Source organism: Streptomyces sp. NBC_01275, from assembly GCF_026340655.1.
Classification (GTDB): Bacteria; Actinomycetota; Actinomycetes; order Streptomycetales; family Streptomycetaceae; genus Streptomyces.
This window is the reverse complement of record NZ_JAPEOZ010000001.1, coordinates 1-16,064: the sequence shown is the minus strand read 5'-3', so window position 1 is coordinate 16,064 and position 16,064 is coordinate 1. Positions and strand designations below refer to the sequence as shown.

Genomic DNA, 16,064 nt, shown 5'->3' with positions numbered 1-16,064 from the left:
CTCTGTTCCGCGTCTCGTTCCGCGCGGGTCAGGAGATCCCGAGTTCGTTGGTGATGAAGTCGAAGACCGCGTCGTCGTCCGCCGAGTCCAGGTCCGTCGCGTCCGGCTCCGGGGAAGTGCTTCCGACCGCCGTCCCCGCCTCTGACCCGATCCCTGCCTCAGTGCCTGCCGCGGGCCGCTCGCTCCAGTGGGCGACGACCGCACGCAGACGTCCGGCGATCCGGGCGTGGTCCGGGTGGTCGGGGGCGACGCCCGCCAGGACCGACTCCAGCCGGTCGAGCTCGCGCAGCACGGGTTCGACGGCGGGGGCGTCGGCGCGCGGGAGCGTCTCGTCGAGGTGGTGGGCCAACGCCTGGGGCGTCGGATGGTCGAAGACGAGCGTCGCGGACAGCCGCAGCCCGGTCGTGGCGTTCAGCCGGTTGCGCAGCTCCACCGCCGTGAGCGAGTCGAAACCCAGGTCGCTGAAGGCCCGTTCGGGGACCACGGCGCCGAGACCCGCGTGCCCGAGGACCTCGGCGACCGTGCCGCGCACCACCTCCAGCAGGATGCGCCGCCGCTCCTCCTCGTCCACCCCGCCCAGCCGCCCGCGCAGCGCCGCCGATTCAGGCGCGCCGTCGCCGCGCGCCGCCGGGCGCGAGTCGACGGCGGCGGAGGCGTCCGCCCGCAGCGCCCGCAGCAGCGGCGGAACCTGGACGTCAAAAGACCCGCCGTGCGCGCCGAACGCCGTGGGGTCGAGGCGGATCGGGACGACGACGGACGGACGTGCGCCATCGGACCGTAGGACGGCCGTCGCCGTGTCGAACAGGGCCAGGCCCTCCTCGGCGGAGAGCGGGAGGACCCCGGCGCGGCGCATCCGGCGCAGGCCCGTGGCGTCCAGCCCGGCCGCCATGCCGGCGCCGTCCTGCTCCCACAGGCCCCAGGCCAATGACACCGTCGGCAGCCCACGGGCCGTGCGGTGCGCGGCGAGGGCGTCCAGGAAGGAATTGGCGGCGGTGTAGGCGCTCTGCCCAGGACCGCCGAGGGTGGCGGTCGCCGAGGAGAACAGCACCAGGGGCGTGTCCCCGGCCAGCTCGTGCAGGTGCCAGGCCGCGTCCACCTTGGGACGCAGTACGGCGTCCACGCGCTCGGGGGTGAGTGCGTCGAGCGCGCCGTCGTCGAGGACGCCGGCCGTGTGGATCACGGCGGACAGCGGGTGCGCCGCCGGGATGCCGTCGAGGACGGCCGCGAGCGCGTCCCGGTCGGCGGCGTCGCACTCCGCCACCGTGACCTGCGCGCCGAGGGCGGAAAGATCGGCCGTCGACTCGGCTGCCCCGGCGGCGGATCGACCGCTGCGGCTGAGCAACAGCAGCCTGCGCACGCCGTGTTCCCGCACCACGTGCCGTGCGATCAGCGCGCCCAGGGCACCCGTGCCGCCGGTGACGAGGACCGTGCCGTCCGGGGCGAAGAGCGGGTCGGGAGAGGGGGAGTCGGAGACGGCTGTCGGGCGGGTCCGGATGAGACGAGGTGCGAGCAACGTGCCGTCCCGTAGGGCGAGTTGCGGTTCTTCGGAGCGAGCAGCCGTCAGCCAGCTCTCGAAGGCGTCGGTCGCGTCGGCCGCGTCGGTGGCGTCGTCGGGCACGTCCAGCAGGACGAAGCGGCCCGGGTGTTCCGCCTGTGCCGCCCGGGTCAGCCCCCACACGGGGGAGCTGCGGACTCCCGCGAGCTCGTCGCCGGGGCCGACGGCCACCGCGTGGCGGGTGACCACGATCAGCGGGGTCCCGGCGAGCCCCTCCTGCGCCGCCCACGCCACGAGCGCGGAACGAACGGCGTGCACCGCAGCGTGCGCGGCTTCGGGGACGGGGCCGTCGGCGTCGTCGGGATCGGGAGCCGCCAGGAACGCCGCGTCCGGCACGGGCCGGCCCTCCACCACGGCGGACGCGAGCGCCACGACGTCCGGGAACCGCTCCCGTACGACGCCGTCCGGCACCCGCCCCGGGCCCACGGCGACCAGGTCGGGGCGCGTCACCGGCGGTGCCGTAGCCGTAGCCGTATCTGTGGCCGTGGCCGTCCACTCGACGTGGAACAGGTGGTCCGGCCGCTGGTTCCGGGCGGCGGCCCGCAGTTGGGCGACCGAGACCGGACGGGCCCGCAACGACTCCACCGAGGCGACGGGAGCCCCGTACTCGTCCGTCACGGTCAACGACATCGCCCCTGGGTCGGCGGGGGAGAGGCGTACGCGCAGTGCGGTGGCCCCCCTGCGGTGCAGCCGGACCCCGTTCCAGACGAAGGGCAGGAGCACCTCGTCGCCGGTGGCGCCGACCAGCCCGGCGTGCAGCGCGGCGTCCAGCAGCGCCGGGTGGACGCCGTGTCGGGCAGCCTCGGCGTCGTACGGCTCGGGCAGGCGCACCTCGCCGAAGGTGTCCTCGCCCGACCGCCACACCGTGTGCAGGCCCCGGAAGGACGGGCCGTAGACGAAGCCGTCGCGCGCCACGGAATCGTAGAAGTCCGTGAGATCGACGGGGACCGCGCCGGCCGGCGGCCAGACACCGCCGTCGGTCGGCTGCGGGGGCAGTTCCGGGTCCGTCGAGTGCGCCAGGAGGCCGCTCGCGTGGCGGGTCCACGGGAGGTCGGCGTCCGCGTCGGCCGTCGAGTTCCCGGGGGCGGGCCGCGAGTGCACGGCGATCGTCCGCCGCCCGTGCTCGTCGGCCGGACCCACGGTCAGCTGGACATGGACGGCCCCGGCCCCGTCCTGGGCGAGGATCAGCGGGCTCTCCTGGTGCAGCTCCTCGACGGTGTCACAGCCGGTCAACCCTGCGGCGTGCAAGGCCAGTTCGAGATAGGCCGTGCCCGGGACGACGATCGAACCGAGGATCACGTGATCGGCGAGCCACGGGTGCGTGCGCGGTGACAGCCGCCCCGTGAGGACCAGCCCGTCGCCCTCGGCCGGGGTGAACGCGGCGCCCAGCAGGGGGTGTCCGGCGGGGGCCAGGCCCAGGTCGCCCGGCTCGGCCGGGGCGTCCGTGCCGTCGGCGAGCCAGAACCGCTCGCCCTGGAAGGCGTAGGTGGGCAGGCCGACCACCTGGGCGGGCTCCGCACCCGGCCGCGCGACGACGGCCCCCCAGTCCGCCTCCGCGCCCCGGACGTACGCCTGCGCCACCCCCGTGAGCAGGGTGCGGACCTCGTCGTGGTCGCGGCGCAGCAGCGGGGCCGCGACGACCTCGGCGACCCCGCCGTCCGGGAGCAGGGCCGCCGCACTCTCGCGCACCAGCGCCGACAGCACCCCGTCGGGCCCCAACTCCACGAACGTGCGCACCCCTTGGCCGAGCAGGGTGCGGACGCCGTCGTGGAAGCGCACCGCCTCCCGCACGTGCCGCACCCAGTAGTCCGCGGAACGGACCTCGGCGCTCGTGACGGGCCGTCCGGTGACGTTGGAGACGATCGGCAGGACCGGCTCGCGCAGGGTGAGCGTGGCCAGCACCTTCCGGAAGCCGTCGAGCATGCCGTCCATGCGGGGTGAGTGGAAGGCGTGGCTCACGGCGAGTTCCTTGGCGCGCCGGCCTCGGGCCCGCAGCGCCTCGACGACCTCGCGTACGGCGTCCTCGTCGCCGGACACGACGACGGACGACGGCCCGTTGACGGCCGCGACGCCGACTCGGCCGGTCCCCTCAGCATGTCCCGTCCCCTCAGTCCGTCCCGTCCCCTCAGTCCGTCCCGTCCCCTCAGCCCGTCCCGTCCCCTCAGCCCGTCCCGTCCCCTCAGTCCGTCCCGTCCCCTCAGCCCGTCCTCGTGCCTCGGCTCGGCCCGCGAGCAGGGCCGTCACCTCCGCCTCGTCCGCCTCGACGGCCGCCATCAGCCCGCCGGACGGCAGCTCCTGCATCAGCCGCCCGCGTGCCGCGACCGCCGTGACCGCGTCCTCGAGTGAGAAGACGCCGGCGACATGCGCCGCCGCCAGCTCGCCGACCGAGTGGCCGAGCAGATGGGCCGGGCGCATGCCCCAGGACTCCACGAGCCGGTACAGGCTCACCTCCACGGCGAACAGCGCCGCCTGCGTCCACGCCGTGCGGTCCAGCAGCGCCGCGGGCTCGGAGCCGGGCGCGGCGCACAGCACCTCGCGCAGCCCGAGGCCGGCGCGTTCGTCGAACAGGCCGCAGATCCGGTCGAGGGACGCGGCGAACACCGGATACCGGCTGTACAACTCCCGGCCCATCAAAGCCCGTTGGGCCCCCTGGCCGGTGAAGAGGAAGGCCGGCGCCCCGCCCGGCGCCGCCGTGCCCACGAGCGGACGGCCGACGTCCGCCGTGGGGGTCCGCAGCGCCTCCAGCCCGGCGAGCAGGTCCTCCCGGTCGGAGCCGAGCAGGACGGCGCGGTGCTCGAGGCGGGCCCGGGCGGTGGCGAGGGAGCGGGCGAGCGCCGTCGGGTCCCAGTCGGGGTGCGCCGAGACGGCCGTGTGCAGCCGCTCGGCCTGGGCGCGCAGCGCGGCCGGTCCTGCGGCGGACAGCAGCCAGGGCAGGAGCGGACGGCCGCCGTCGGGCTGCGCCTCCGCCGAGGGCTGCGCCTCCGCCGAGGGCTGCGCCTCCGCCCGGAGTTCCGTCGGAGCCTGCTCCAGGACGATGTGGGCGTTGGTGCCGCTGATGCCGAAGGAGGAGACGGCGGCGCGCCGGGGGCGGTCCACCTCGGGCCAGGCGCGCCGCTCGGCGAGGAGGGACACGGCCCCGGCGGTCCAGTCGACCTGGGGGGTGGGTTCGTCCACGTGCAGCGTGCGGGGCAGCACCCCGTGCTCCAGCGCCAGCACCATCTTGATGACCCCGGCGACGCCCGCCGCCAGCTGGGTGTGCCCGATGTTGGACTTCACCGAGCCGAGCCACAACGGCCGTTCGGCCGGACGGCCTTGGCCGTAGGTCGCCAGAAGGGCCTGGGCCTCGATCGGGTCGCCGAGGCGGGTGCCGGTGCCGTGCGCCTCCACCGCGTCCACGTCCGCCGGGGTGAGACCCGCGTCGGCGAGGGCCGTGCGGACGGCCTTCTGCTGGGCGAGGCCGTTGGGCGCGGTGAGGCCGTTGCTGGCGCCGTCCTGGTTGACGGCGGAGCCCCGGACGACGGCGAGAACCCGGTGGCCCCGCCGCCGCGCGTCCGACAGCCGCTCCACCAGCAGGATCCCCACCCCCTCGCCCCACGCCGTGCCGTCCGCCCCGCCCGCGAACGCCTTGACCCGGCCGTCGGGCGCGAGACCGCGCTGCCGGCTGAACTCCACGAACATGTGCGGCCGGGCCATCACGGCCGCCCCGCCCACCAGTGCCAGCTCGCACTCGCCGCCGCGCAGCGCCTGCGCCGCCAGATGGAGCGCGACCAGGGAGGAGGAGCACGCCGTGTCCACGGTGAGCGCCGGCCCCTCGAACCCGAAGGTGTACGCAAGCCGCCCCGAGGCGACGCTCACCGTGGTGCCCGTCAGCAGATAGCCCTCGGCGCCCTCGGACGCGGCGCGCGGACCGGCGCCGTAACCGAGCGGGGAGGCGCCGACGAACACCCCCGTACGGCTGCCGCGCAGTGACGTCGGATCGATGCCGGCGCGCTCGACGGCCTCCCAGGAGGTCTCCAGGAGCAGCCGCTGCTGCGGGTCCATGGCCAGGGCCTCGCGCGGGCTGATCCCGAAGAAGTCCGCGTCGAACCGGTCGGCGTCCCGCAGGAACGCGCCGTGCCGCACATAGCTCGTGCCGAGGCGGTCCGGGTCCGGGTCGTACAGGGAATCGACGTCCCAGCCGCGGTCGGCGGGGAACGGGCCGACGGCGTCACGGCCCTCGTCGAGCAGCCGCCAGAAGTCCTCCGGCGAGGTCACACCGCCGGGGAACCGGCAGGCCATGCCGACGACCGCGATCGGCTCGTGCCGGCTCTCGGCCAGCTTGCGGTTCTCCTGCTGGAGACGCTTGTTCTCCTTCAGGGAGTGGCGCAGCGCCTCCAGCATCCGCCCGGCCTGCTCGTCCTGCGTCACGGGGTTCCCTCTCCGTTCGTGATCGTCGTCTCCGCGGTCCGGCTGGACGTCCGTACGTCCGTACGTCGGTGCTCAGTGGTCGCCCGTGCCGAGCGCCAGGTTGATGAGGTCGTCGGCGTCCAGGTCGTCCAGGTCTTCCAAGTCGCCCGGGCCGTACGGCTCTTGCGGGTCGCCCACATCGGCGGCCGTGCTCTCCGCGGGCCCCGCAGGCCCTGCCGCTCTGCCCAGTTCCAGCAGGGACCCGAGCAGTCCGGACTCCCGCAGCCGGGCGGGCGAAAGGGTGGCCAGCAGCCGCCGTACGTCCTCGTCCGTGAGGTCCGTGAGGGCCGTAGGGTCCGTGAGGTCTGTGGGGGCCGCCGTCGTGGCGGCCGGGGCCAGTTCCCGGAGCAGGTGTTCGCCGAGTGCCGTCGGGGTCGGGTGGTCGAAGACGAGGGTGGCGGGCAGGCGCAGTCCGGTGGCGGCGTTGAGCCGGTTGCGCAGCTCCACCGAGGTCAGCGAGTCGAAGCCGAGCTGCTTGAACGCCTGTTGCGGGCCGATCGCCGTGTTCGACGTGTGCCCGAGCACGAGAGCCGCGGCATCGCGGACGAGGTCCAGCAGCACCCGCCCGCGTTCGACGACCGGCAGAGCGGCCAGCCGGTCCGTCAACTCCTGTGGCCCGGAAGCGGAGTTCGCCCCCGCCGCCGACGTCGTCGACGCGACCGCACGGCGACGCGCCGGCGCCCCGGTCAAGCCCCGCAACAGCGGGTGGACCGGCCCGCCGCCCGCCCGCAGGGCTGCCGTGTCCAGCCGTACCGCCACCACCTCGGAGCGGTCCGACGGCAGGGCCGCGTCGAGGAGGGCCAGCCCGTCGGCGTCGGACAGCGCGTGGAAGCCCGCCCGACGCAACCGGGCCAGGTCGCCCGCGTCCAGATGCCCCGTCATCGCACTCGCCCGCTCCCACAGCCCCCAGGCCACGGAGAGCCCGGGCAGACCCTGGGCCCGCCGCCGCCGGGCGAGCGCGTCGAGGAAGGCGTTGGCCGCCGCGTAGTTGCCCTGCCCCGGACCGCCCAGCACCGCCGCGGACGAGGAGAACAGCACGAACGCGGCGAGATCCGCGTCCCGGGTCAGCTGGTGCAGATGCCAGGCCGCGTCCACCTTGGGTCGCAGTACCGCGTCGAGCTGCGCGGGAGTCATGGCGGTCAGGACGGCGTCGTCGAGTACACCGGCCGCGTGCACGACCCCGGTGAGCGGATGCGCCGCCGGTATCCCGGCCAGAACCGCCGCGAGGGCCTCGCGGTCCGCGCTGTCACCGGCCGCCACGGTCAACTCCGCGCCCGCCGCGCCCAGTTCGGCACGCAGCTCGGCGACCCCCTCGGCCGCCTCGCCCCGCCGCCCGAGCAGCAGCAGATGCCGTACGCCGTGCGCGGCGACCAGATGCCGGGCCACCAGCGCGCCCAGGGCGCCTGTACCGCCCGTGATCAGCACCGTGCCGGCCGGGTCGAGCGCGGCGGGCGGCAGGGTGAGCAGCACCTTGCCCACATGCCGGGCCTGGCTCATGAACCGGAAGGCGTCCAGCCCACGCCGTACGTCCCAGGCGGCCGTCGGCACCGGGCGCAGCGCGCCGCTCTCGAACAGCGGCATCAGCTCGGCCATCATCCGGCCGATGCGCTCGTGACCCGCCTCGATCAGGTCGAACCAGAGGTACGAGACGCCCGGATGGGCGGCCGCGACCTCCCCGGCGTCCCGGATGTCGGTCTTGCCCATCTCGACGAACCGCCCGCCGGTGCGCCCGCCGGCGGTCAGCAGCCGTAGCGAGGCGTCCACGAACTCGTGGGCCAGCGAGTTGAGTACGACGTCCGCCCCGCGCCCGCCGGTGGCCGCCCGCACCCGCTCCTCGAAGTCCAGCGACCGGGACGAGGAGATCCGCTCCTCGGGCACGCCGAGCGCGCGCAGCGTCTCCTGCTTGGCGGGGGACGCCGTCGTGTGGACCTCGGCACCCAGGTGTCGGGCCAGCTGGAGTGCTGCCAGGCCCACGCCGCCCGTCGCCGCGTGGATCAGCACCGACTCCCCGGCCCGCAGGTCCGCGAGGTCGACCAGACCGTAGTACGCGGTGAGGAACGTGATCGGCACCGAGGCGCCCTCCGCGTACGTCCACCCCTGCGGCAGCCGGACGAGCAGCCGCCGGTCGACGACCGCGACCGGGCCGAACGAACCCGGCGCCATGCCCATCACCCGGTCGCCCGGGGCCAGATCCGCGACGTCCGACGCCACGTCCAGTACGACGCCGGCCGCCTCGCCGCCCATCACGTCCTGGTCGACCATCCCCAGGCCCAGCAGTACGTCACGGAAGTTCATGCCGGCCGCACGGACCGAGATCCGCACGTGTCCAGGGGCCAACGGCGCGGACGCCTCCGGGTACGGCACCAAGGCGAGGTTCTCCAACGTGCCCTTGCCGGTGGTGTCCAGCCGCCAGGCCGAGCCGTCGACCGGCGGCTCCAGCAGCCGCCCCGCCGTCTCCCGCACCAGCCGGGGCACCAGCAACCGTCCCTGGCGCAGCGCGCATTGAGGCTCCCCGGACGCCAGCGCGCGGCGCAGCGCGGCCCGCGAGGACTCCCGCCCGTCCAGATCGACCAGCACGAACCGGCCGGGGTTCTCCGACTGGGCCGAGCGCAACAGCCCCCACAACGGCGTGTGCACCAGGTCCGCCACCCCCTCGCCGTCCCCGGCCGCCACCGCACCGCGGGTGACCAGCACCAGGCGTCCGTCGGCGAACCGCTCCTCGGCCAGCCACGCCCGCACCACGGACAGGACGTGATGCAGGGCGGACCGGACGGCCTCCGGAGCGTCCGGAGCGTCCGGCGCGTCCAGCGAGGGCGTGTCGCGGCCGTACGACAGGACGAGCGTGCCGGCCGACGGGGCGGCGTCGAGGGTGGGGCAGGTCGCGAAGCCGAGACCGAGGCCGTCCGCGTCGCCCAGGGCGAACACGTCGTCCGACTCGCCTTCGGGCAGGGGGACTTCGCTCCACTCCGTGTGCAGCAGCGGAATCAAGTCCGCACCGGACGAGACGAGTTGCTCCTCGGCCACCGCTCGGCTCGTGAGGCGGGCGACCTCGGCGACGGGAACGCCGTCCTGGTCGGCCACGGCCAGCGCGAGCGTCTCCGGCCCCTGCGGCGTGAGGCGGACGCGCAGGGCGGTCGCGCCGGTGGCGTGCAGGGTGACGCCGTTCCAGGCGAACGGCAGCCGTACGTCGTCGACGCCTTCGTCGATGCCGTCGGCGAGGCCGGTGTGCAGGGCGGCGTCGAGCAGTGCGGGATGGATGCCGAACTTGCCTGCCGAGTCGTGGAGTTGCTCCGGCAGACGCACCTCGGCGAACAGCTCCTCGCCGCGCTTCCAGACCGCGTGCAGTCCCTGGAAGGCGGGTCCGTAGCCGAGGCCGTGTGCCGCGAGTCGGGGGTAGAGGTCGGTGAGGTCGACGGGGTGGGCGTCGGCGGGCGGCCAGGCGGTCAGATCCCAGTCGGGGCGGACCGTTCCGCCGGTCACCCAGCCGGTCGCATGGCAGGTCCAGGCCGTGTCACCGAGCGTCTCGTCGGGGCGGGTGTGGATCGCCAGGCTGCGACGGCCGCTCTCGTCCGGTGCGTCGACGCTGACCTGAAGGGACAGCGTGTCGTGCGCGGGCAGGACGAGGGGTGCGTGGAGGGTCAGTTCTTCCAGTAGGTCGCACCCGGCCCGGTCGGCGGCCTGTACCGCGAGTTCGACGAGTGCGGTGCCGGGGGCGAGGACGGTGTTCCACACGGTGTGGTCGGCGAGCCAGGGGTGGGTGCGGGTGGAGAGGCGGCCGGTGAGGATCAGGCCGTCGCTGCCGGCGAGGGGGATCGAGGCGTCGAGGAGGGGGTGCCCGGCGGGGTCCGTGATCCTGGCCGACGAGGTCGCGTCGAGCCAGTAGCGGTCGCGCTGGAAGGGGTAGGTGGGGAGGTCGATGGGGGCGGCGGTCCAGGTGGTGGGCCAGGTGATGGGGGTGCCGTGTGCGTGGAGGTGCGCGGCGGAGGCCAGGAGGCGCTGCCAGCCGCCCTCGTCACGGCGAAGAGTGCCGGTGACGGCGCCGGTCTCGGTGGTGTCGCCGATGGCGGGGGTGAGGACGGGGTGGGGGCTGCATTCGAGGAAGGCGGTGTGGCCGTCGGCGAGCGCGGCTCGGGTGGCTTCGGTGAAGCGGACGGTCTGGCGGAGGTTGGTGTACCAGTAGCCGCCGGTGAGTTCGGTGGTGTCGATCGGGGCGCCGGTGACGGTTGAGTAGAAGGGGGTGGTGCTGGTGCGGGGCACGATGCCCGCGAGCGCCTCGGCGAGGTCGTCCTGGATCGCTTCGACGTGGTGGGTGTGGGAGGCGTAGTCGACGTCGATGCGGCGGGCGCGGAGGCCGTCGGCCTCGCAGTGGGCGAGCAACTCGTCGAGGGCGGTGGCGTCTCCGGCGACGATGGTGGTGTGGGGGCCGTTGAGTGCGGCGATGGAGATGCGGTCGGTCCGCTGTTCGAGCAGTCCGGCGGTGTCCTGGCTGGTCAGAGGTAGGGAGATCATGCCGCCGTGTCCGGCGAGTTTGAGGATGGCGCGGCTGCGGAGGGCGGCGATCTTCGCGCCGTCCTCCAGCGAGAGCGCTCCGGCGACGACGGCCGCGGCGATCTCGCCCTGGGAGTGGCCTACGACGGCTGCGGGCTCGACTCCGAGGGAGCGCCAGACGGCGGCGAGCGACACCATGAGCGCGAACAGCGCGGGCTGCACGACATCGACACGAGTGAGCGGCTCGCCGCCGCGCAGTACGTCGGTCAGCGACCACTCCACATGCGGGGCCAATGCCGCCTCGCAATCGGCGATCGACTCGGCGAACACCGCGGAGGTGTCGAGGAGTTCGACGGCCATCCCGGTCCACTGCGAGCCCTGGCCGGGGAAGACGAACACCGGCCGCCCGGAGTCTCCCTGCCCGGTGACGACACCCGGAGCCTCGACGCCCTCCGCCAACGCACCCAGCCCAGCCAGCAGTTGCTCCCGGTCGGTGCCGACGACAACGGCTCGGTGCTCGAAGTAGGTCCGGCCGGTCGCCAGACCATGGCCCACCTCCGCCGGTGTCCACTCGGGGTGGTCGGCGACCGTGTCCCGTAGCTGCTCGGCCTGGGCGCGCAGTGCCTCGGCGGAGCGGGCGGAGACGGGCCAGGCGACTGCCGGACGGTCGGGCGTCGCCTCGGGGGGCGTGTTCTCCGGCGCCTGTTCCAGGATGACGTGGGCGTTGGTGCCGCTCACGCCGAAGGAGGAGACGGCGGCCCGGCGGGGTCGGCCGGTCTCCGGCCACGCGCGCTGTTCGGTGAGGAGGGAGACGGCGCCCGCCGCCCAGTCGACGTGGGGGGTGGGTTCGTCGACGTGGAGGGTTTTGGGCAGGGTGGCGTGGCGTAGTGCCATGACGGTCTTGATGACGCCGCCGACGCCTGCGGCGGCCTGGGTGTGGCCGATGTTGGACTTCAACGAGCCGAGCCACAGGGGTCGTTCGGCGGGGCGGTCCTGGCCGTAGGTCGCCAGGAGGGCTTGGGCCTCGATCGGGTCGCCCAGGGTCGTACCCGTCCCGTGCGCCTCCACCGCGTCCACCAGGTCGGGGGAGAGCCGGGCCGCGGTCAGCGCGGCCCGGACCACCCGCTGCTGGGACGGCCCGTTCGGGGCGGACAGGCTGCTGGTGGCGCCGTCCTGGTTGACGGCGGAGCCGCGCAGCACGGCGAGCACCGGATGGCCCAGCCGACGGGCGTCGGAGAGCCGTTCGACCAGCAGCATGCCCGCGCCCTCGCCCCAGGCCGTGCCGTCCGCCGACGCCGCGAAGGACTTGATGCGACCGTCGCGCGCGAGCCCGCCGAGCCTGCTGAAGTCGACCAGGGTGGACGGGGTGGCCATCACGGTGACCCCGCCCGCCAGGGCCATCGCGCACTCCCCGCGCCGTACCGCCTGCGCCGCCAGGTGCAGGGCGACCAGTGAGGACGAGCAGGCCGTGTCGACGGTGACCGCCGGGCCCTCGAGGCCCAGGACGTACGAGATCCGGCCGGAGGCCACGCTGCCCGCGTTGCCGCTGCCCAGGAAGCCCGCGACGGCCTCGTCCACCTCGCCCAGCCGGGTGGCGTGGTCGTGGTACATCAGCCCCGCGAACACGCCCACCCGGGTGCCGCGCAACGTCGTCGGGTCGACGCCCGCGCGTTCGATCGCCTCCCAGGAGGTCTCCAGGAGCAGCCGCTGCTGCGGGTCCATGGCGAGGGCCTCGCGCGGGCTGATGTCGAAGAACGCCGGGTCGAAGTCGGCGGCGCCCTCCAGGAACCCGCCCTCCCAGACGTACGACGTGCCCGGCCGCTGTCCGCTGGGATCGTGGAACTCCTCGGCGGGCCAGCCGCGTTCGGCGGGCGGCGGCCCGACGGCGTCCCGGCCCTCGGTGACCAGCCGCCACAGATCCTCGGGGGAGGCGACCCCGCCCGGATAGCGGCAGGCCATGCCGACGATCGCGATCGGCTCGCGGTCGGCCTCCTCCAGCTCGGTCACCCGTCGGCGCGCCTCGCCCAACTCGGCGGTGGCCCACCGCAGATGCTCACGGAACTTGTCCAACTGCGCAGGGGACGCCGGGGACGCAGGAGACCCTGGGGACGCCGGGGACGCCGGGGACGCAGAGGACGCTTGGGATGCGGCCGGCGCCGAAGAAGGGGTCGGCTGTTGCTGCTGTGATGACGACACGGTTCCCTGCTCCTAGAGACGCTGCTGGTCCGTCGGCGTTCCGCCTTCGGCGGAGCGCATCTGCTGGAGAACCTCGAAGAGTTCGTCGTCGGACGCCGACGCGAGCTCGGACGGCGCCGGGCCGCCCTCGTCCCCTCCGAAGTCCGGGGTCGGTCCGCCGCCCGGCCAGCGCGACACCAGGTCCCGCAGCCGGTGGGCGACCGTCTCCCTGGCTCCGGCGTCGGCGTCCTCGGCGAAGGAGGCCAAGAACGCCTCCAGTCGGTCGAGTTCGGCCAGAGCCGGCCCCACGGCCACGGCGGAGCCGTTGCCCGCCGCGCCGCCCAGTTCCGCGCAGAGGTGACCGGCGAGGGCGTCTGCGGTCGGATGGTCGAAGATCAGGGTGCTGGGCAGTTCCACACCGGTGGCGTCGTGCAGCCGGTCCTGCAGCTCCAGGTTGGACAGGGAGTCGAGACCGAGGTCGACGAAGCCCTGGTGCGGTCCGATGTCCTGGGCCGACTGGCCGTTGCCCAGCACCACGGCGGTGTGCGAGCGCACCAGGTCGAGCAGGGCCCGCAAACGTTCGGATTCCGGCATCCGCCGCAGTCGCTCCGCGTACGAGGCCTCCGTGGCCTCGGTGTTCGCGCTCCTGTGGACACTCTCGGTGTGCGCGGGCGTCAGCGGGGTCGAGATCTGCCCGGGCTCCGCCAACGTGCGCAGCAGGGCCGGGAGTCGGCCCTCGTCCCGCCGTTCGCGCAGCTGTGCCGGGTCGAGCCCGAGAGGGACGAGGACCGGGGCGTCGGCCGTCGCCCGGGCCGCGTCGAACAGGGCCAGGGCGTCCGCCGTGGCGAGTTCCCGGATGCCGTCCTGTGTGATCCGCGCCCGGTCGGTCGCCGTCAAGTCGGCGGTGAGCGCGCTGCGTTCGGCCCACGGGCCCCAGGCGAGCGAGCGGCCGGGCAGCCCCTGGGCCTGCCGGTGCACGGCGAGGGCGTCCAGGAAGGCGTTGGCCGCCGCGTAGTTGCCCTGCCCGGCGCCGCCGAACGTGCCCGAGGCGGAGGAGAACATCACGAACTCCGCCAGGTTCCGTTCGCGCGTCAGCTCGTGCAGATGCCAGGCGGCGTCCACCTTCGGCCGTAGCACAGCCGTCAGTCGGGCCTCTGTCAGCGTGCCGACCGAGGCGTCGTCCGTGACTCCGGCCACATGGACGACGGTCGTCAGGGGACGGTCCGTGGGCAGGCCGTCCAGGAGCGCCGCGAGCGCGTCCCGGTCCGCCGTGTCGCACGCCGCCACGCTGACCCGCGCTCCCTCGGCGGCCAGCTCGGCCGCCAACCGGGCGGCGCCCGGCGTCCGTTCGCCGCGCCGCCCGAGCAGCAGCAGATGCCGTACGCCGTGCGCGGCGACCAGATGCCGGGCCACCAGCGCACCCAGGGCGCCCGTCCCACCGGTGATCAGTACGGTGCCGTTCGGGTCGACGGCGGGAGCGTCGTCCGTGGACTCGGCCGGGGACAGCCGCGGCACCCACGCCCCGCCCCCCCTGATCGCGACTTCAGGCTCGTCCCGTACGGCGTCCAGCGCGGCCGCCAGCAGTTCCGGCCCAAAGGCCTCAGGGTCGCCCGCCACCGTCAACAGCCCGAAGCGCCGGGGGTGTTCGGTACGCGCGCTGCGCATCAGTCCGCGCACGGCGGCGTCGACGAGGGCGGCCCCCGCACCCGTGTCGTACGTCTTCCGCGAGACCGTCACGAGCCTGCCCGCCCTCAGCCCCGGCTCCGTCAGCCAGGTTCGCAGTACGGCGAGGAGTCCGGCGGTCGCCGCGTGCACGGCGTCCGGGACGTCCGCGCCGGGCGGCGCCGTCAGCGTGGAGACCGGGAGCAGGACCACGTCCGGCGTGGGCGCACCCGCGGCGAGCGCGGCGGTCAGCGCGTCGAGATCGGCGTACCAGCGGTCGACGACCGTCGGCAGGTCGCCTTCGACGCCGAGCGCCACGACGGACTGAACGACCTCGCCCGGGTCGCCCGGCCGGCTCGGCAGCGGCGCCCATCCGGGCCGCAGCAGCGATCCGGTCTGCTCGGGGCGCGGCAGGGGGCGGGAGAGGAGGGCCGTCACGGACAGGACCGGTAGGCCCGTCGCGTCGGCGACCTGCACGGTCACCGCGTTCCCGGCGTCCTCGCCGTACCCCTCGGCCGGTGCGATCCGCACCCGCAGAGCGCCCGCGCCGGCGGCGGCCGCCGTCACCCCGTGCCAGGCGTGGGGCACCCGGCGCTCTTCCAGGGCGCGCGGGTGCGCCGCCGACCACGACTGCAGTGCGGCGTCCAGCAACGCGGGGTGGACGCCGTACCGCCCGGCCTCCGTCTGGAGGCCCTCGGGCAGGGCGACCTCGGCGAACACCTCCTCGCCCCGCCGCCAGACGGACCGCGGCCCCTGGAAGGCGGGCCCGTACGCGATGCCGTGGCGGGCGGCCCGGTCGTGGAAGTCGTGCACGGGGACGGGCTCCGCGCCGGGTGGCGGCCAGGTCACGAGGTCGGCGGTCGCGGGGGGAACGGTGTCGTCGGCGGCCGCGGTCAGGGTTCCGGTCGCGTGCCGGGTCCAGTCGTCGTCCGGGCCGGGGCGCGCGGAGAGGGTCAGGCGACGCCGGCCCTCCGCGTCCGGGGCGGTGACGTGCAGCCGGACCGCGCGCCCGGTACGGTCGCCGTCGCGCGGAGCGGGCAGCTCCAGCGGGGTGTGCAGGGCCAGTTCGGCGATCCGCGCGCAGCCGACGCGCGCACCGGCCCAGCGAGCCAGTTCCACCAGCGCCGTACCCGGCACCAGCACCCGTCCGGCGACCGTGTGGTCCGCCAGCCACGGGTGGGTGGCCGTCGACAGCCGCCCGGTGAACAACAGGCCGCCGTCGTCCGGGAGTTCCACACACGCGCCGAGCAGCGGATGACCGGCGGGCGCGAGTCCGGCGGCCGTCGGGTCGACGGTACGGGGACCGTCGTCGAGCCAGTACCGGCGACGGCGGAAGGCGTACGTCGGCAGGTCGACCGGCGGCGGACCCTCCGGCCCCGGCGCGGGGAAGGCCGCCGCCCAGGTCACGGTCGCGTCGCTCACATGCAGTCGGGCCAGCGCGGCCCACAGCGCATGCCCGTCCTCGTCCTCGTGACCGCCGCCGACGGGGGAGGCGACGACCGGAACCGCTCTCTCCGCCACACCGGCCGTGAGCCGCGGGGCGATCGACCCCGCGACGCCCACCTCCACGAAGAGGCCGTGGCCGCGGTCCGTCAACTCGCCCACGACCCGCTCCAGTTCACCCGGATCGGCGGCGGACGCCGTCAGGAACGGGACCCGGGCGGTACCCGCCTGCGCCGACGCCCCGCCGTCGTACGCCGTCACCGCACGGGCCGCCTCCTTCAAGGTCGCCGCGCCC

Annotated in this window: 3 protein-coding genes; all 3 read right to left on the bottom strand. The window is 75.0% G+C overall.

Annotated features, from left to right (window positions below):
• Window positions 1–28 precede the first annotated feature (28 nt).
• Window positions 29–5,962, bottom strand: a complete 5,934-nt coding sequence (locus OG562_RS00015; RefSeq protein WP_266391802.1) for a type I polyketide synthase — start codon at window positions 5,960–5,962, stop codon at window positions 29–31.
• 72 nt (window positions 5,963–6,034) lie between these two features.
• The gene (locus tag OG562_RS00010; RefSeq protein WP_266391800.1) at window positions 6,035–12,559 is read right to left on the bottom strand and encodes a type I polyketide synthase; all 6,525 of its coding nucleotides are present in this window, start codon (window positions 12,557–12,559) and stop codon (window positions 6,035–6,037) included.
• Between the two features lie 138 nt (window positions 12,560–12,697).
• The coding region (locus OG562_RS00005) for a type I polyketide synthase (protein ID WP_266391797.1) at window positions 12,698–16,064 on the bottom strand (3,367 nt) is incomplete at its 5' end.